The following is a 17,727-nucleotide window of genomic DNA, read 5'->3' on the forward strand; positions in this document are numbered from 1 at the left end:
AAGTCGTTAACTTATTGATTCGCAAACGAAATTGTCTGGAGAGTATCACATGAAATTCGTTAAATATTCCCTCTTGCCCCATGCAGTCTTCGCCGCCCTGGCCACGTTCGCAAGTGCGAGCCGCGCCGACTGGGCGATTTCCCCCAACATCGAAGCTGTGCGCCCGGCGCCGGACAAGATGCAATTGCAGCCACAGAATCCGCCGGGATTTTCCTGGTCGCGTTATCCGATCGCTACTTCGTCCACCTGGTACCTGGTCATCATCCAGCCGCCCGGCACCGCCTCGCCCATCAAGCACGTGGTGCCGCGCAACTGGCTGCTGCCGACCCACGCTTTCGCCACAGCCGGCATCTATACCTGGAAGGTGGCGCCGTTCACCCGCACCCAGGCCATGAACGATGCCGACGCGGCAGCGCGCGCCAAGGCCAAGGCTGCCGGCTCGAACCTGGCGCAGATCGAAGCGGCAGCCGAAGCCGCAGTGGTGCCGCTGGCTGAAGCGGTGGCCAAGGACTGGTCGACCGTGCGCAGCTTCACCATCGACAGCAGCGCCATCAAGTTCGAGGTCTACGACAACGCCACCCTGCGCGACAATGTGCTGCGCCATGGCCGCTCGCGCACGCTGGCGCCGAACTTCCTGCCTTACCTGAAGTGGACCTCGGCCATGGTGACCGAGCGCGGCGACCAGGTGCGGCGCCTGATCGAGACCGTGCAGTCGCGCCTGACCATGGCGCCGGTGCGTGACAGCGATTGGCCGCTGATCAGCAGCGGCACCATGACCACGGCGCTCAGCAACCAGAACTCCGATATCCGCAACCGCATCAACCGTACGGCGCACCAGGTGGAAGCGGCTGCCTTGTTGTACCGCCTGAAGCAGGGCGAGGCCATCGCCACCGCCTACCTGAACGAAGCGATCAAGCGCGGCGACGAACTGGCTGCGCTGAGCCCGACCGGGCCGACCAGCTATGCCAACCAGGACCAGGCGACGCGCACCATCGCGCTGTCGCTGTCGAAGGCGCTCGACATGCTGTGGAATAACCTCGACGCCACGCGCAAGGCAAACTGGCAAGCTTCCATCGCGCGCCGTACCACGGATATCTACAACGACCTGGCCGGCAGCAATGGCCGCATGGACCAGTACCCGTATGACGCCCACGGCGGCAACACGCTGGGCTTCCTGGCGCTGATCGCGGCGCTGAACCTGGGCGACGTGCCGGCGGCGCAGACCTGGTTCGACTTTGCGGTGCGCACCTACGTGCACCAGGTGTACACCTGGAGCGGTCCGGAAGGCGGCTATGCCAACGGCACCGCCTATGGCCAGGCGGCGGCCGATTTCTCGATCCAGATCTGGGACCCGCTGAGCCAGGCGCTGGGCGTGTCGATCTACCGCAAGCCATGGTCGGACGGCTTCCTGCGCTTCATGGCGCACTTCGTCCCACCAGGCACGCCGAACCACGTGTTTGGCGATGGCCACGAAGACGTGCCCAACACCTATCTGCTGAAGGCCTTTGCGTCGCGCTTCAATACGCCGGCGGCAAAATGGTACTTCAGCAGCATGGTCGGGGTGGAAGATCCACTGACCCTGCTGCAGGCGCCTTCGCCGCTGCCGGTCAATACCGTGACGACCGCGCTGCCGCCGCCGAACGGCGCCTTTTATCCGAGCGTAGGCTGGGCCGCCATGCACAGCTCGCTGGCGGACATGAAGCGCACTTCGCTGTACTTCAAGTCCAGCCCCTACGGTTCGTACAACCACAGCCACGGCGACCAGAATTCGATCGTCCTGAACAGCGGCGGCAAGCGCCTGCTGATCGAGGCCGGGTATTACGACTGGTACGGCTCGCCGCTGTGGAGCAGCTGGTACCGCGCGACCAAGTCGCACAATGCGGTGACCTACGACAACGGCATTGGCCAGCGCATCGAGGGCAACACGGTGAACCTGGGCCGCAACGGCAAGATCACCGGCTTCTCGACCACCTCCGCCATGGACTACGTGGAGGGCGATGCCACGCCGGCGTTTGAAGGCGCGTTGTCGCTGAACCGGCGCAAGGTGTGGTATTTCCGCAGCCAGGATGCGGCAGTGGTGATGGATACGCTGACCGCGCCGGTGGCCCATTCCTGGGAATGGAACTTCCACGCGGCGGTCGCCATCACGGTCAACACCGATGGCACGGCAACCATCGTCAACGGCGACCGTTCGCTCTGCGTGCGCTCGATCACGCCGGGGGCCACCCTGGTCAAGCGTGACGGCCCGGCGCCGCGCACCGGTATCGAGGAGCATGCGGCGTTCACGCGCCCGGCCGCGCTCAAGGGCGAGTTCGTGATCTTGCTCGATGTGGGCTGCAAGAAGCCGGCAGTCAAGCTGACCACCGGCACCACCAGCCGCGTGCTGACGGTGGGCAGCCAGACCATTACGCTGCCGCTGCCTTGAGCCGCCAGGGGGACTGAGCCATGCTATGACAGCACCATACTCGGGCCCCCAGACGCGGCGTAATATCGCCGCTTTCCTGGTAGGCAAGGTGCCTACCGCCGTGCTGACAGCCTGCGTGCTTGGGTTGTCGGCACGGGTGCTGCCGTCCGCCGAGTTCGGCCACTACGTGGTCGGCATGGCGCTGGTGGAACTCATCCTCGGGCTGTCGAGTTTCGGCCTCGACTGGGTGCTGCTGCGCTTCCTTCCCGAATATCGCTTGCGCGGCAGCCGCCAGGCGCTGCTGCGCCTGGTGCTGGCGGTCGCCGCCTGCCGCATGCTGGTGCTGGCCCTGGTCGCTGGCGGGCTCCTGCTGGCGCGCGGCGCCGGCGTGCTGCCCGTTTCGTTCCCGGCCGAACTGGCCAGTGTGGCGGCCATCCTGCTGGTGGTGGAAGGCGTGATGCGCATCCTGCGCGACAACACGCTGGAGGCGCTGGCCCTGCAATCGCGCATGCAGCTGGTCACGGTGCTGCGCGGCGCTGTGATCGCCTGCGCCTTGCTGGCGATGGGCAGCGGCACGGCACGCCAGCTGCTGCTGGCGGAACTGGCGGCCAGCGCCGGTGCGCTGCTGCTGGCGGCGGGCTTTGTGGCGCATGCGGCGCGCAGCTTGCCGGTTCACGCGCATGCCGGTTGGCTGCCGCCCACGCGGGCGCAAATGCGCTCCGTAGCCTTGCATAACTATGCCAGCGGCATTGTGGAATACCTGTATTCGCCGTCCTGCCTGATCCTGCTGCTGGCGCGCAGCCAGGCGCCGGAAACCATGGCGGGACTGGGATTCGTCCTGCGTTTGACGGATATCATCCGCAACTACATGCCCGGCATGGTAATTTTCTCGGTAGTGCGCTCGCGCATGATCGGCGCCTATGCGGGCAATCGCGACTACGGCGAATTGCAGCGCTGGGCGCACTTCGTCTTTAAGGTCAGCGCCCTGAGCTTGCTGCCGGTGCTGGCGGTGGCGGCGGTGTATGGCGACCTGGTGCTGCAGCTGGCCAGCGGCGGGCGCTTTGGCGAATACCGCCTGCTGTTTGCGGTGCTGTGCGGCTGGCTGGCGCTGCGCCTGCATCGGCTGATCCTCAACGTGGTATGCAATGCGGTTGGACTGATGGGCATGTGGGCGCTGGCCTCGCTGTGTTCCTTGCTGGTGCTCCCCTTGCTGGCCTGGCTGGGCTCTGCGGCCCTGGGCTTGTGGCTGGTGCCTGCCGCCTTGCTGGGCAATGAGCTGATCGTCAACGGGCTGGTGGTGACGGGCATGCGGCGGCGCGGATTCGCCTGGCCGCTGGGCTTGCGCTGGTGGGCGCGCGCACTGCTGGCAATTGGTGCGGCGGCTTGCGTGGCCTGGCTGTTGCCGGGGCAGGGCGTGCTGGGCGCAGCGGTCGGAGCCATGCTGCTGTGCGCCGTTTTTGCTGTAGCGCTGCTATTGTCGGGTGCAATTGATGAGAAAGATCGACAGCTCATCAACCGAGTACTGGGACGCCAACTACTGCGCGAGGCCTCATGAAAGTGCTTGCCATCTATCCAGGATTGAATCCAACCTTCGACGAAGTAGCCTATGTGCTGCCGCCCCTGGTTGCGAAAGGCGTGGCGGTGCAGGTTGTGACGTCGCGCGTGTCGGCGCTCAAGAGTTCGGAGCCGGGCGAGGCATACGAAAATTTCCAGGGCGTACCGATCCACCGCATCTTTCCTAGCCTGCGCGCGCTGTCGCACGAAGCGGGGCGCTACCTGCCGCAAGTGCGCGAGATTGTCGATGCCTTCCGGCCGGATGTGCTGCTGGTGAATTCCTTCCACAGCCTGCCGTTGCTGGAGTTGTTGCGCCCCTTGTATCCGGTGCCGGTGCTGCTGCGGGTGGAGTCGGCCGACCCGGTGCAGCTGCTGCGGCGGCGCTATTACGGCGGCGTGCCGGCGCTGGGGCGGGTTGCGGGGCGCATGCGCTGGTGGCAGGTGTGCGGGCAGGTCGATGCGCTCATGAGCAACGATCCGGCGGACCTGCCGCAACTGGCCACGCTTGGCTTGCGCGGGCGGCGCGCCTACTACGCGGCGCATTGCGCGCAGCGGCCGGCGGACTGGCGGCCAGCGCGCGAGCGGCGGCAGGGCGAAATGATCTATGTCGGTTCGCTGATCCGCCACAAGAATTGCGAACGCTGGCTGGAGACGGTGCCTGCCATCCTCGAGCACACGCCGGTGGAGCGCTTCGTGGTGATCGGCCGCGGGCCGTATGCGCATATTGTCAAGCAGCTGCAGGAACGGCTTGGCGATCGCGTCGAGCATGTGGAAGGGGTGACGCGCATCGAGGCGCTGCAACGCCTGTCGTCGGCCTGGTTCGCCTATACGGAGAGCCATTCGGGGTGGGGCTTCCTGTGCGATGCGTGGTCGACGCGCACACCGGTGCTGTGCCCGCAATCGACTTTCAGCATCGTGCCTGGATGGACCGGGATGATGCCGCAGGACGTGCCGGCAATGCTGGCGACCATCAACCGCCTGTATGACGATGCCGAGTACTACAGCACCTTGCAGGATGGCGGCGCGCTGCGCTACGCCTCGGAACATACGGCCGAGGTGGTGAGCCGGCAGTATATGCAGATCTTGCGCGAGGTGGTGGCGGAGGGGCGGCGGCCATGATCCATGTCCTGCTTCCGCAAGCGAGCAGCTATCGCGACATCACCGGCTACCTGCGCGAACGCGGTGCGCGCGTGACGATCGTGGGCTCCGGCGCGCAGGGCATGAGCGGCAAGCTGTCCATCGTGATGTCGATGTTCTCGCCGAAGCTGCTGCGCTGTTTCGGCTTGTGGCAAAAGACCGACCGCTTGCTGGTGGTTGGCTGGCAGGCGCTACCTGTGCTGGCGCTGGTCAAGGCGGGCTTGCTGCCGCGGCCGCAGCGCCTGCTGGTCATGAGCTGCTTCGTCCACGGCAAGCGCGCGCGCCGCATTGCCGACCGCGTGCTGCGCGCGCTGCGCGTGCCGGGCCTGGGCTTCATCGCCTTCTCGCCGGGGGAGGCGCGCAACCTGGTCCAGAACGTCGGCATGGCGCCGCAGGACGTGCATTGCCACTTGTGGCGGCAGGAGCTGGATGGCCGGGCCGCGCAACAGGATGATGACGGCAGTATTTTCGCAGGCGGTTTCTCCAATCGCGATTACGACCTGTTGCTGGAAGCAGCCGAACCCCTGCCGGCACCGCTGGTGATCGTCGCTTCGCAGCGCAACCAGATACGCCAGCCGGCGCGCGGCAGCACCCGCATCCTGCGCGACCTGCCGGAGGCTGAATTCGAAGGTTTGCTGGCGCGCAGCAGCGTGGTGGCGATGCCGCTGCGCGGCGTTGGCGAGGCCTGCGGCCAGAGCGTCCTGCTGCGCGTCCTGCGGCATGGGAAGCCGCTGGTCGCGACCCGCCACGAGTCGATTGAAGCCTATCTCGGCGAGGACTACCCGGGCTTCGTCCCGCATGACGACGTAGGCGCGATGCGCGAAGCGCTGGCGCGTGCGATCGAGCAACCGGCGCGGCGCGCCGAACTTGCACAGCGCGTGCGGCTGGCGGCGGGAAAGCTGGAAGGGCGAGGCGAACCGGGCGCTGAAATCGAGCAGTTCTTGCTAGGATGAAGCATGGCTCGCCCAGTACGCATCTTGCAGCTGGTGCCGGAACCCTTGCCGACTTTTCGCGCCGACGTGGCGACCCTTTTCGGAAAATACCTGCCGCGCCATGGCGTGCAATGCCACCTGGTCGGCAAAGGCAGCGCGGCGCCAGCCGATAACCAGGGCTTCGCTTCTTCACGGCGGGCACGAGTTGGTGCGCGCTGGAAAGCGGAACTGTCTTTTCTCTGGCTATGCCTGCGCGCCTTGCTTGGCGCTAACCGCCGCACCCACGATGCGCTGCAGGTGCGCGACATGGTCAGCATCGGCTTGCTGGCGTTGCTGGTGGCGCGCATGAAGGGGATGCCGATGATGTATTGGCTGTCATACCTGATGAGCGAAGGGCGTATCGAGCGGGCTCGCGATGAGCTGGCGCGGCTGCAGGGGCGCCCTGGCTGGCGGCGCCTGCGGGCGCGCCTCGTCCTCGCCAAAGGCCTGGCCGAACGCTGGCTGCTGTACCGCGTGCTGCTGCCGCGCGCCGATCACGTGTTCGTGCAAAGCGAGGCGATGGCGCGCCTGGTGGCGCAGCATGGCGTGCCGGCAGGACGGATCAGCGCGGTGCCGATGGGCGTCGACATGGAAGCCCTGGCGCGGCCCGAGCTGCGGCCCGCGGCCCGTGCCTGGGCCGGCTGGCAAGGGCGGCCGGTGGTGGCCTATCTCGGTACGCTGGACCGGGCGCGCTGCCTTGAGCGCGTGCTGGATGCGCTGGTGCTGGTGCGGCGCGAGTTGCCGCAGGCGAGCTTGCTGCTGATCGGCAGTTCGCCGCAGCAGGGCGACGTGGTGCAGTTGCTCGGCGCCGCGCGCGAACGCGGGCTGGAAGAAGCGGTGCAGGTCACCGGCTGGCTGCCTCCCGTGCAAGCCTGGGAATACCTGCTTGGAGCGCAGGCGGCCATATCGTATGTGCCGCGCGGCGCACTGTATGACGTCAGTTCGCCGACCAAGTTGCTGGAATACCTGGCATTGGGCATGCCTTGCGTCGGCAACGACATCCCGGACCAGGAGGCCGTGCTGGCGGCAAGCGGCGCCGGCTGGCTGGCGGCAAGCACGCCGCAAGCCATGGCCGAGGGCCTGCTGGCGATCCTGCGCGATCCGCAAGCGGCGCGGGCACGCGCTGCGGCCGGCCCGGCCTATATCGAGGCGGCGCGCAGCTACCGCGTGCTGGGCGAGGCGGTGGCGCAACGCTACCGGAACCTGGTTGGAGGCGATCATGCTGGCCGAATTGCGTAAAGAGTTCCTGTACGGCGGGCGCGCACTGGTGCGCGACAATGCGCTGAGCCAGCGCCTGGTGCGGCGCCTGCGGGGGCATGAGCTGATGGACGATTACGCGCTGAAGGTGATGGGCGACCGGCTCCTGCACCGCAGCCTGCAGGCCGCGATCGAGAAGCTTCCATACTACGCCCACATCACGCGCGATTTCTCGCCTGTCGAAGCGCGGCAGGCCTTGCGCGAGCTGTTCCCGATTGTCGACAAATCGGCCTTGCTCGAGCATCCGCTGGCGCTGTATCCGAACGGAGGCAGCAAGCGGCCGTGGCAGGCGCTCGGCAAGACCAGCGGGACCACGGGCACGCCGCTGGTGATCATTCGCAGCCTGCAGTCGGTGCAGATGGAGCAGGCCTTCATCAAGCGCCATTGGACTTGGGCCGGCTATGTTGACGGCATGCCGCGCGCGACCTTGCGCGGGGACATGGTGGCCGGCCTGGACCAGGCGCGCCCGCCCTACTGGTTCGAGAACCGCTACAACCGGCAGTTGCTGCTTTCCTCGCGCCACCTGACCGATCATTGTGTCGGTCCCATCATCGACAAGCTACGCGACTATGCGCCCGCCATGATGCAGGCTTACCCGTCCACCGCCTACACGCTGGCGCAGCAACTCGAGCGGCGCGGCATGCGCTTGCACGTGCCCTACCTGTTCACCGCGTCGGAGCCGCTTTACCCGCACCAGAAAGAGCTGATTGGCGAGCGCCTGGCGGGAAAGATCATGGACATGTACGGCATGGCGGAGCGGGTTGCCTTCGCGACCCAGTGCGAGTATGGCTCCATGCACGTCAATCCGGACTATTCCCACGTCGAAATCCTCGACGAGCATGGCGAGCCAACCGACGGCTACGGCCATGTGGTGGGCACCACCTTGCATAACCTGGCGATGCCGCTGGTGCGTTATCGCCTGAGCGACCGCACGCGCTGGAGGCATGGCCATTGCCTTTGCGGCCGGCCGTTCCCCATGATCGAGCCTGTCACCGGCAAGCTGGAAGACCGGATCACCGGCGGCGATGGCTCGGAAGTCAGTCCTTCCGTGCTGACTTTTGCCTTCAAGGGCGTGGAAAACGTGCGCAAGTCGCAGGTCGCGCAGGTCGGCCCGGGCTTGTGGGAACTGCGCCTGGTGCCGGATGCGCGTTTCTCGCAGGCGGACCAGGACAAGCTGCTGCGCAACATCGCCCAGCTGGTCGATGCGACGGTGCAGGTGAAGGTGGTGCTGCGCGACGAGTTGCCAAATACCGCTGCAGGCAAGTTCCGCTGGGTCGTCAACGAATGGCAGGACGGGCGGCGCTCATGAAAACCATCGTGATGCTGGGCACCGGCATGGACACCATGGGTGGCATCGCTTCCGTGGTCAAGGTGTATGAGCAGGCGGGCATGCTGCGGCGTTTTCGCGTGCGCTACCTGGCTACGCATTGCGACGGCAGCAGGTGGCGCAAGCTGCGCGTGATGCTGGCGGCCTACGCCGTTTTCGCGGGCATGCTGTTGCGCGGACAGGTCGGGCTGGTGCACGTGCACCTGGCTTCGCGCGCGAGCTTCTGGCGCAAGTCGGGCTTCTTCCTGCTGGCTTTCGCCGCCGGGGTGCCGGCGATCCTGCATTTGCACGGGGCCGAGTTTGCGCAGTTCTATGGCGAGGAGTGCGGACCCTGGCGCAAGCGCTTCGTACGCTTCATCTTCGATCGCAGCACACGCGTCGTGGTGCTGTCGGAGGCCTGGCGGCGCTGGGTGGAGGGCATGTCGCGCAACCGGCATGTGCAGGCGATCTATAACCCGGTGCTGCTGCCTGCCGCCAGTGCGTGGGAGCAGCGGCGGCGCGGTGCGGTGCTGTGCCTGGGGCGCCTGGGGCGGCGCAAGGGCAGCTACGACTTGCTGCAGGCGGCGGCGCGCGTGGCGCCGCAGGTCTCGGCGCTGGAGTTGCGGCTGGGGGGCGATGGCGAGCTTGATGCCGTACGCGAGCGGGCGGCGCAACTGGGCATTGCCAACCAGCTCAACCTGCTCGGCTGGGTCGGGGCGGAAAGCCGCCAGCAGCAGCTGGCGCTGGCCTCATTGTTTGCGCTGCCTTCGTATAACGAGGGCCTGCCCATGAGCGTGCTGGAAGCGATGGCGGCGGGCTTGCCGGTGCTGGCAACGCCGGTCGGCGGAATTCCGGAAGCGGTCGCCGACGGCGTGGAGGGTTTCCTCGTCGCGCCGGGCGACGTCGATGCGCTGGCTGCGCGGCTGGCGCAGCTGCTGGAAGACGATGCGCTGGCGCGGCGCATGGGGGAGGCAGCGCGGCGCAAGGTGGAATCCACCTTCTGCAGCGATGCCGTGTTGCCGCAGCTTGAGCGGCTGTATCGCGAACTGGGGTTCTTGCCGCAATGACTGCACTTGCCTGGAAAATCAATCGCCTCAAGCTGATGGGGCCTGCCGAAGTTGTCTGGCGCGTGCACCAGCTGGCGCGGCGCAAGGCCGCGGCCATGGGGCTGGGACTGGCGAGCTATCCGCCGGTGCCGGCGCTGGACCGCTTTGGCGCGGCCTTCCTTGCCGCGCCGGCGGGCGTCGACCAAGCCGCGCTTTGCCTGGCCGCCGACTCGCTGCTGGCAGGGCGCTGGAACGTGTTTGCGCTGCAGGGCGTGCAGCTTGGCTTCCCGCCGCAATGGAACCGCGATCCACGCACCGGCACCACGTCGCCGATGGCGCCGGGGCCTTCGATCGATTACCGCGACGCCTCGCTGGTGGGCGATATCAAGTACCTGTGGGAGCCGAGCCGCCATCTGGAACTGGTGACGCTGGCACAGGCGTGGCGCGGCTCCGGCGAGCGCAAATACAGGGACGGCGCGCGTACGCTGCTGCTTTCCTGGCTCGACCAGTGTCCTTATCCGCAAGGCGTGCACTGGGCCAGTTCGCTGGAACTTGGCGTACGCCTGCTGAACTGGTCCGCCGCCTGGCAACTGCTGGCCGGCAGCCTTGACGACGACTGGCGGCATCGCTGGCTCAACGCGGTCTACAAGCATTGCCACTTCATCAGCCATCACCTGTCGCGCCATTCGTCGGCCAACAACCATTTGCTTGGCGAGTACATGGGCTTGTACATCGCGAGCGTGCAATGGCCTTGCTGGAGCGAGAGCGTGCGCTGGCGCGCCCTGGCCGAACGCGGCCTGGTCGAGCAGGGCTTGCAGCAGAACTGGGAGGACGGCGTCAACAAGGAACAAGCCATCTACTATCACCACGAAGTGATGGACATGATGCTGCTCTGCCAGCTTGCGGCGCAAGCCAACGGCAGCAGCTTCCCGCCTGCATGGCTGGCGCGCCTTGAGCGCATGGCGGAGTTCCTCGCGGCCGTGATGGATGCCGGGGGCAACGTGCCGATGATTGGCGATGCCGACGATGCGCGCATGCTGCGGCTGGACGGCTCGGCTGGGCCGCCGTACCGCTCCCTGCTCGCCAGCGCGGCGCTGCTGTTCGGGCGCGCCGACTTCAAGGCAAAGGCGGGCGTGCTCGACGAGCGCAACCGCTGGCTGTTCGCCGATGCCGACGCGCGCTGGGCCGCCTTGCCGGCGCCTGCGCCCGGCGCAAGGGAGACACCGCGCCTGGCGTTTCTGCAGGGCGGCTACTACCTGCTCGGCAAGGACTTTGGCACGCCGCAGGAAGTGCGCATCGTGGTCGATTGCGGCCCCCTGGGCTATCTTTCGCTGGCGGCGCACGGGCATGCCGATGCGCTGGCCTTCACGCTTTCCATGGGCGGGCAGGAGATGCTGGTCGATCCCGGCACGTATGCCTACCACACGCATCGCCAGTGGCGCGATTACTTCCGCAGCACGGCTGCGCACAACACGGTGCAGGTCGATGGGCTGGACCAGTCTGAGATCGGCGGCAATTTCATGTGGCTGCACAAGGCCAATGCGCGCGCGTTGTCGCACGATGCACCACATTTCTTCGAGGGAAAACATGATGGCTATATGCGCTTGCGCGATCCCGTCATGCATCGCCGCACCATTCGTTTCGATTCCAAACGGAACACGGTAAAAGTTGAAGATACCCTAGAATGTTCTGGCGAGCACGAGGTAGCCCTGCACTGGCATTTTGCGGAAGGCTGCCATGCCGAAAAGGTTGGGCAAGCTTTGCATGTCGCCAGGCGCGACAAGGGCTTGCACATGGCATGCCATTTCGGGAATGGGCCGCAACTCCATTGCGCCAGCACGGCGCCAATCGCGGGATGGATCTCGCGCAGCTTTGACAGCAAATCCGGCATCGCGACAGCAGCGTGGCGCGGAACGATACGCGGCACCAGCACGATCGTGACCGAAATTACCTTACTGGAAGGAGCGTCATCGTGAAGATCAGTATCTTTGGCATGGGCTACGTAGGTGCAGTGTCGGCAGGCTGCCTGGCGGCAGAAGGCCATACGGTGATCGGGGTCGATCCGAACCGCACCAAGGTTGGGCTGATCAACGAGGGGCGCACGCCGATTATCGAGAAGGATATCGGCGAGATGATTGCCGGCGCGGTGCGCGATGGCCGCTTGCGCGCCACCGACAGCGTGCGCGATGCCGTGATGTCGAGCGAGATTTCGCTGGTGTGCGTCGGCACGCCATCGCAACTGAACGGCAATCTCGACCTGAGCGCGGTGCGCAAGGTGTGCGAACAGATCGGCCATGCGCTGCGCGAGAAAGACGGCTTCCATGTCGTGGTGGCGCGCAGCACCATGTTGCCCGGCTCCATGCGTTCGCTGGTGATTCCGACGCTGGAGGAGGCGTCCGGGAAGCGCGCCGGCATCGATTTCGGCGTGTGCAGCAACCCGGAATTCCTGCGCGAGGGCACGGCGGTGCATGACTACCACCACCCGCCGAAGACGGTGATCGGCGAGACCGACGAGCGTTCTGGCGAGCTGTTGCTGCAACTGTATGCCGGCATGGATGCGCCGGTGGTGCGCACCGACGTCGAGACGGCTGAAATGGTGAAGTACACCGACAATACCTGGCACGCGCTGAAGGTCGATTTCGCCAACGAGATCGGCAACATCTGCAAGGCAGTCGGCATCGACGGGCACGAGGTGATGGAGATCTTCTGCAAGGACACCAAGCTGAATCTCTCGCCCTATTACATGAAGCCCGGCTTCGCCTTTGGCGGTTCCTGCCTGCCGAAGGACGTGCGTGCGCTGGTCTACAAGGCGCGCCAGCTCGACCTGGAGCTGCCCCTGCTGAACGCCATCCTGCCGTCCAACCACAAGCAGGTGGAAAAGGGCCTGAAGATGGTGATGGAAAAGCCGGGCAGGAAGGTCGGCATCCTCGGCTTTTCGTTCAAGGCGGGAACCGACGACTTGCGGGAATCGCCGCTGGTGGACGTGATCGAACACCTGATCGGCAAGGGCTATGAGCTGCGCCTGTACGACAAGAACGTGAAACTGGCGGCGCTCACCGGCGCCAACCAGGACTACATCATGAATATCATTCCCCACATCTCGCGGCTGATGGTCGACTCGATGGACGCGGTGCTGGCCTTTGCGGATACGGTGGTGATCGGCAACGGTGCGCCGGAGTTCCAGTCGGTGCCCGACCGGCTGCGGCCCGGGCAGCACCTGGTGGACCTCGTGCGCGTCTCCGGCAAGCAGAGCGAGGGGGCATACGATGGCATCTGCTGGTAAACGCACGGATCAGCGCCGAGTCCTCATCATCGTCGAAAACCTGCCGTCGCCATTCGACCGGCGCGTATGGCAGGAGGCGACGACCCTGCATGCCAACGGCTACCAGGTGGCGATTATCTGCCCGACCGGCAAGGGCTACGAGTCGCGCTACGAGGAGCTGGACGGCATCCACATCTACCGCTACAAGCTGCCGATGGAGGCCGAAGGGGCGCTGGGCTACGCCATCGAGTATTCGGCCGCCCTGTTCCACAGTTCGCGGCTGGCGTGGAAGGTCCTGTTCCGCCACGGCTTTGACGTCATCCATGCCTGCAATCCGCCCGACCTGCTGTTCCTGGTCGGGGGCTTCTTCAAGTTCGTGCTGGGCAAGCGCTTCCTGTTCGACCACCACGACATCAACCCGGAACTGTACGAGGCCAAGTTCGGGCGGCGCGACTTCTTCTACAAGCTGATGGTCTGGCTGGAACGCCTTTCGTTCCGTACCGCCGACGTCTCGATTGCCACCAACGATTCGTACAAGCGCATCGCCATCGGGCGTGGCGGCATGGACCCGGACAAGGTGTACGTGGTGCGCAGCGGGCCCAAGCTGGACCGCCTGCGCGTGCTGCCCGCGGTGGATGCGCTGAAGCAGGGCAGGCGCTTCCTGGTCGGCTATGTTGGCGTGATGGGAGCGCAGGAAGGCATCGACCTGCTGCTGCAAAGCGTGCGCGTAGTGGTGCACGACATGGGCCGGCGCGACGTGCATTTCGGCCTGGTGGGCGGCGGCACTTCGCTGGAGGACATGAGGTCACTGGCGCGCGAGCTTGGCGTGGCCGACTACGTGACCTTTACCGGGCGCGTGCCCGACCAGCAATTGCTGGAAATGCTGAACACGGCCGATGTGTGCGTGAATCCGGATGTGGCGAACGAAATGAACGACAAGTCCACCATGAACAAGATCATGGAGTACATGGCGCTGGGCAAACCGATCGTGCAGTTCGACCTGACCGAGGGCCGGGTCTCGGCACAGGAAGCTTCGCTGTACGCGGCAAGGAACGACCCGGTCGACATGGCCGTGAAGATTGTGGAACTGCTGGACGATCCGGAGCGGCGCGCCCGCATGGGTACCTACGGGCGCAACCGCGTGGTCAACGAACTCGAATGGGAGTACGAGGCGCCCAAGCTGCTGGCGGCCTACGAACGCCTGTACTCCGCTCCCGAGCTGGTGTTAAGAAAGGACAACCCATGAAAGCGATGATTCTGGCGGCCGGCAAGGGCACGCGGGTGCGCCCTTTGACCTATGAACTGCCCAAGCCGATGATCCCGATCCTCGGCAAACCCGTCATGGCCTATCTCGTCGAGCACTTGCAGCGGCATGGCGTCAGCGAGATCATGGTCAACGTCAGCTACCTGCATGAGAAGATCGAAGAGTATTTCGGGGAAGGGCACCAGTTCGGGGTGCAGATCGGCTATTCCTTCGAGGGCTATACCAACGACAAGGGCGAAGTGGTGCCGCAACCGATAGGCTCGGCCGGCGGCATCAAGAAGATCCAGGAGTTCGGCGGATTTTTCGACGAGACCGTGGTGGTGCTGTGCGGCGATGCGCTGATCGACCTGGACCTGAAGTCGGCCCTGTACGAGCATCGGCGCAAGGGCGCGCTGGCGACCGTCATCACGCGCGAGGTGCCGTGGGACAAGGTGAGCAGCTATGGCGTGGTGGTCAGCGATGACGATGGCCGGGTGCTGGAATTCCAGGAAAAGCCCGCGCGCGCGCAAGCGAAGTCGAATTGCGCCAGCACCGGCATCTACCTGTTCGAACCGGAGGTGATCGACCTGATTCCCTCCGGCCAGGAATTCGATATCGGTTCCGAGCTGTTCCCACTGCTAGCCCAGCGCGGCCTGCCGTTCTACTGCCAGACGCGCAAGTTCGACTGGATCGATATCGGCAGCGTCAAGGATTACTGGGAGGTGCTGCAAGGCGTGCTGACCGGCGGCGTCGCGCACATGACCGTGCCGGGCGTGCAGGTGGAGCAGGGCGTGTGGGTCGGCCTGAACACCAGCATCGACTGGAACGGCACGCGCATCATCGGGCCGGTGTACATAGGTTCCGGCTGCCGCATCGAGGCCGGCGCCACCATCATCGGGCCGACGTGGATTGGCCACGGCAGCCACATTCGCAGCGGGGCAAGGGTAGTGCGCAGCGTGTTGTTCGAATATACTCGAGTCTTACCAGACGTTACGCTCGACGAATTGATCGTGTTCAAAGAGTATAGTGTCGACCGCGCTGGCGAAATGCAGCATATTTCGCAGGCAGAAGGCGGGGGCTGGGCGAATGCGCGGGATCGACGCGCGACCCGGCGTGCCGCGCACAATGTTGCCAAAGAGACAACTCTAATATGAAAATTTATCCTGTCATCCTGTCCGGCGGCGCCGGTACCCGGCTGTGGCCCCTGTCGCGCGCGGCCTTGCCGAAGCAGTTGCTGCCTTTAGTGTCGGACAAGACGATGTTGCAGGAGACCGTGCAGCGCCTGGGCGGGCGCAACGGCATGATGGCGCCGCTGATCGTGTGCGGCAATGAGCACCGCTTCCTGGTGGCGGAACAGATGCGTGAGATCGGCGTGGCCCCGCTTGGCATCCTGCTCGAGCCGGTGGGGCGCAATACGGCACCGGCGGTAGCCGCCGCAGCCCACTACCTGAAAGCGATCGACCCGCAGGCGGTCATGCTGGTGCTGCCGGCCGACCACGTGATCAAGGACGTCGATGCTTTCTATGCCGCGATCCAGCGCGCCGCCGGCCTGGTGGAGGAGGGCGCGCTGGCCACTTTCGGCATCGTGCCGACCGCGCCGGAGACCGGCTACGGCTATATCCAGAGCGGCGAGACCTTGTCGTCTGAAGGCTGCTTCAAGGTGGCGAAGTTCGTCGAGAAGCCAGACCGAGAGACGGCACAGGGCTTTATCGCTGCCGGCAATTTCTTCTGGAATAGCGGCATGTTCCTGTTCCGCGCCGACGCCTACCTGAAAGAGCTGGCGCAATTCCAGCCCGACATGGCCAGGTTCAGCGAGGAGGCGGTGGGCAAGGGCTATCGCGACCTGGATTTCTGCCGCCTCGACGAAGCGGCATTCACGGCATGCCCGTCCGATTCCATCGACTACGCGGTCATGGAGCACACCCGGCAGGCGGTGGTGGCGCCAGCCTCGATCGGCTGGAACGATGTCGGGTCCTGGTCTGCGCTGGTGGACGTGCTGCAGGCCGACGGCGACGGCAACGTGACGCGGGGCGACGTGTACACCGATAACGCCAGGAACTGCCTGGTGCGCGCCGAAGGCCGCATCGTGGCAGCGATCGGCGTGCAGGACCTGGTGATCGTGGAAACCTCCGATGCGGTACTGGTGGCGCACAAGGACCATGTGCAGCGCGTGAAGCAGGTGGTGGACCACCTGAAGGCCAATGGCCGCACCGAGCACCTGCACCATACCAAGGTGTACCGTCCGTGGGGATCCTACGAAGGCATCGACATGGGCGACCGCTTCCAGGTCAAGCGCATTATCGTCAACCCGGGCGGCAAGCTGTCGCTGCAAATGCACCACCATCGCGCCGAGCACTGGGTGGTGGTGTCGGGCACGGCGCGCGTGACCTGCGGCGACAAGGTGACCCTGCTGACCGAGAACGAATCGACCTACATCCCGATCGGTATGAGCCATCGCCTGGAAAATCCCGGCAAGCTGCCGCTGCACCTGATTGAAGTGCAGTCGGGCAGCTACCTCGGCGAGGACGATATCGTTCGCTTCGAGGATGTCTACCATCGCGGCTAAGCGCTGCGCCTTTGCCGCGCTCCTGCTGATTGCAGCCGGCGCGCGCGCCCAACTCCAGCCGGCCCAGCTTGGGCTGGTCATCAACGATGCCGATCCTGCCAGCGTGGCGCTGGGCGCCTACTATGCGCAGCTGCGCGGCATCGCGCCGGCGCACATTGCCCACGTCAGCATTCCCGGCAAGCCGCACCGCCTCGATGCCGAGGCTTTTGCGCGGCTGAAAAGCGAGATCGACCAGCAGCTGCCGGCGGAAGCACGCGCCGTGCTGTTCGCGTGGACAGCGCCTTACGCAGTCGAATGCAATAGCCTGACATCGGCCTACACCCTGGGTTTCGATGCGGCGCAATGCGAGCGCAGTTGTGCTCCCGGCCGCAAGAATCCCTATTTCAATGCCAAGGCGCTGCCGCCCGGCATGCGACTGTCGATGCTGTTGCCGGCCGAGCCGCTGGACGTGGCGCGCGCCGTGGCCGAACGCGGCAAGGCGGCCGGCTTCAGCCTGCCGCAGGCGGGCGCCTACTTCCTGCAGACCAGCGAAGCCGCGCGCAATACCCGGGCACGCTTCTTTCCCCCCAGCGGCGCCATTCCCGCACGCAAGCTGACCATCCACACGCTGCAGCAGGATGCACTGGAGGGCGCGCAGGACATCATGTTCTACCAGACCGGGCTGGCGCGCGTCGGCAAGCTGGAGACGTTGCGCTTCTTGCCCGGCGCCCTGGCCGACCACCTGACTTCCTACGGCGGGGATTTGCTGGGCAGTGGGCAGATGAGCAGCCTGCGCTGGCTGGAGGCGGGCGCCACCGCCAGCTATGGCACGGTCAGCGAACCGTGCAACCACTGGCAGAAATTTCCCCATCCACAAATCCTGTTGCAGCATTACCTCAGCGGAGCCACCGCCATCGAAGCGTATTGGCGCAGCGTGGCCTGGCCGGCGCAGGGCCTGTTCATAGGAGAACCGCTGGCGCGGCCCTATCCCCGTTAGTCCGT

13 protein-coding genes are annotated in these 17,727 nt (G+C 65.5%); all 13 read left to right on the forward strand.

The window, feature by feature from the left end:
* The first annotated feature begins 49 nt into the window (after positions 1-49).
* The 13 genes from ACN9MY_RS10810 to ACN9MY_RS10870 are packed head-to-tail and all read left to right on the forward strand — an operon-like array spanning position 50 to position 17,722.
* Positions 50-2,425: a heparinase II/III domain-containing protein gene (locus tag ACN9MY_RS10810; RefSeq protein ID WP_426337305.1), complete on the forward strand. Its 2,376-nt coding sequence runs from the start codon at positions 50-52 to the stop codon at positions 2,423-2,425.
* Between the two features lie 25 nt (positions 2,426-2,450).
* The gene (locus tag ACN9MY_RS10815; RefSeq protein ID WP_426337306.1) at positions 2,451-3,959 is read left to right on the forward strand and encodes a hypothetical protein; all 1,509 of its coding nucleotides are present in this window, start codon (positions 2,451-2,453) and stop codon (positions 3,957-3,959) included.
* Positions 3,956-5,077, forward strand: coding sequence for a glycosyltransferase (locus tag ACN9MY_RS10820; protein ID WP_426322313.1), 1,122 nt, complete (start codon positions 3,956-3,958; stop codon positions 5,075-5,077). Before ACN9MY_RS10815 ends, ACN9MY_RS10820 begins: the two co-directional genes overlap by 4 nt.
* Positions 5,074-6,048 carry a glycosyltransferase gene (locus tag ACN9MY_RS10825; RefSeq protein ID WP_426322315.1) on the forward strand — a complete coding sequence of 325 codons (975 nt, stop codon included), beginning with the start codon at positions 5,074-5,076 and terminating at the stop codon, positions 6,046-6,048. The genes ACN9MY_RS10820 and ACN9MY_RS10825 overlap by 4 nt, the downstream gene beginning before the upstream one ends.
* 3 nt (positions 6,049-6,051) lie before the next feature.
* A complete protein-coding gene (locus ACN9MY_RS10830) occupies positions 6,052-7,305 on the forward strand; it encodes a glycosyltransferase (protein ID WP_426337307.1) in 1,254 nt (417 codons plus the stop codon).
* The gene (locus ACN9MY_RS10835) at positions 7,286-8,632 is read left to right on the forward strand and encodes a phenylacetate--CoA ligase family protein (protein WP_426337308.1); all 1,347 of its coding nucleotides are present in this window, start codon (positions 7,286-7,288) and stop codon (positions 8,630-8,632) included. Before ACN9MY_RS10830 ends, ACN9MY_RS10835 begins: the two co-directional genes overlap by 20 nt.
* Positions 8,629-9,696, forward strand: coding sequence for a glycosyltransferase family 4 protein (locus ACN9MY_RS10840; protein ID WP_426170558.1), 1,068 nt, complete (start codon positions 8,629-8,631; stop codon positions 9,694-9,696). Before ACN9MY_RS10835 ends, ACN9MY_RS10840 begins: the two co-directional genes overlap by 4 nt.
* A complete protein-coding gene (locus tag ACN9MY_RS10845; protein WP_426337309.1) occupies positions 9,693-11,651 on the forward strand; it encodes an alginate lyase family protein in 1,959 nt (652 codons plus the stop codon). The genes ACN9MY_RS10840 and ACN9MY_RS10845 overlap by 4 nt, the downstream gene beginning before the upstream one ends.
* Positions 11,648-12,958, forward strand: coding sequence for a nucleotide sugar dehydrogenase (locus tag ACN9MY_RS10850; RefSeq protein ID WP_426170561.1), 1,311 nt, complete (start codon positions 11,648-11,650; stop codon positions 12,956-12,958). Before ACN9MY_RS10845 ends, ACN9MY_RS10850 begins: the two co-directional genes overlap by 4 nt.
* Complete coding sequence (locus ACN9MY_RS10855; RefSeq protein WP_426322323.1) at positions 12,942-14,183, forward strand: glycosyltransferase family 4 protein; 1,242 nt, start codon at positions 12,942-12,944, stop codon at positions 14,181-14,183. The genes ACN9MY_RS10850 and ACN9MY_RS10855 overlap by 17 nt, the downstream gene beginning before the upstream one ends.
* Positions 14,180-15,334 (forward strand): sugar phosphate nucleotidyltransferase, encoded by a 1,155-nt coding sequence (locus ACN9MY_RS10860; protein WP_426170564.1) that lies wholly within the window; start codon positions 14,180-14,182, stop codon positions 15,332-15,334. Before ACN9MY_RS10855 ends, ACN9MY_RS10860 begins: the two co-directional genes overlap by 4 nt.
* Positions 15,331-16,746, forward strand: coding sequence for a mannose-1-phosphate guanylyltransferase/mannose-6-phosphate isomerase (locus ACN9MY_RS10865; protein WP_426170566.1), 1,416 nt, complete (start codon positions 15,331-15,333; stop codon positions 16,744-16,746). The genes ACN9MY_RS10860 and ACN9MY_RS10865 overlap by 4 nt, the downstream gene beginning before the upstream one ends.
* Positions 16,727-17,722, forward strand: a complete 996-nt coding sequence (locus tag ACN9MY_RS10870; RefSeq protein WP_426337310.1) for a TIGR03790 family protein — start codon at positions 16,727-16,729, stop codon at positions 17,720-17,722. Before ACN9MY_RS10865 ends, ACN9MY_RS10870 begins: the two co-directional genes overlap by 20 nt.
* The last annotated feature ends 5 nt before the right edge of the window (positions 17,723-17,727 follow it).

It is taken from the genome of Pseudoduganella sp. R-31 (genome assembly GCF_049913235.1).
Taxonomy (GTDB): domain Bacteria; phylum Pseudomonadota; class Gammaproteobacteria; order Burkholderiales; family Burkholderiaceae_D; genus Rugamonas.

What these genes read in the sequence shown, in the direction of transcription:
- ACN9MY_RS10810 (WP_426337305.1), top strand. Translation starts at nt 50, where the DNA reads ATGAAATTCGTTAAATATTCCCTCTTGCCCCATGCAGTCTTCGCCGCC.
- ACN9MY_RS10815 (WP_426337306.1), top strand. Translation starts at nt 2,451, where the DNA reads ATGACAGCACCATACTCGGGCCCCCAGACGCGGCGTAATATCGCCGCT.
- ACN9MY_RS10820 (WP_426322313.1), top strand. Translation starts at nt 3,956, where the DNA reads ATGAAAGTGCTTGCCATCTATCCAGGATTGAATCCAACCTTCGACGAA.
- ACN9MY_RS10825 (WP_426322315.1), top strand. Translation starts at nt 5,074, where the DNA reads ATGATCCATGTCCTGCTTCCGCAAGCGAGCAGCTATCGCGACATCACC.
- ACN9MY_RS10830 (WP_426337307.1), top strand. Translation starts at nt 6,052, where the DNA reads ATGGCTCGCCCAGTACGCATCTTGCAGCTGGTGCCGGAACCCTTGCCG.
- ACN9MY_RS10835 (WP_426337308.1), top strand. Translation starts at nt 7,286, where the DNA reads ATGCTGGCCGAATTGCGTAAAGAGTTCCTGTACGGCGGGCGCGCACTG.
- ACN9MY_RS10840 (WP_426170558.1), top strand. Translation starts at nt 8,629, where the DNA reads ATGAAAACCATCGTGATGCTGGGCACCGGCATGGACACCATGGGTGGC.
- ACN9MY_RS10845 (WP_426337309.1), top strand. Translation starts at nt 9,693, where the DNA reads ATGACTGCACTTGCCTGGAAAATCAATCGCCTCAAGCTGATGGGGCCT.
- ACN9MY_RS10855 (WP_426322323.1), top strand. Translation starts at nt 12,942, where the DNA reads ATGGCATCTGCTGGTAAACGCACGGATCAGCGCCGAGTCCTCATCATC.
- ACN9MY_RS10860 (WP_426170564.1), top strand. Translation starts at nt 14,180, where the DNA reads ATGAAAGCGATGATTCTGGCGGCCGGCAAGGGCACGCGGGTGCGCCCT.
- ACN9MY_RS10865 (WP_426170566.1), top strand. Translation starts at nt 15,331, where the DNA reads ATGAAAATTTATCCTGTCATCCTGTCCGGCGGCGCCGGTACCCGGCTG.
- ACN9MY_RS10870 (WP_426337310.1), top strand. Translation starts at nt 16,727, where the DNA reads ATGTCTACCATCGCGGCTAAGCGCTGCGCCTTTGCCGCGCTCCTGCTG.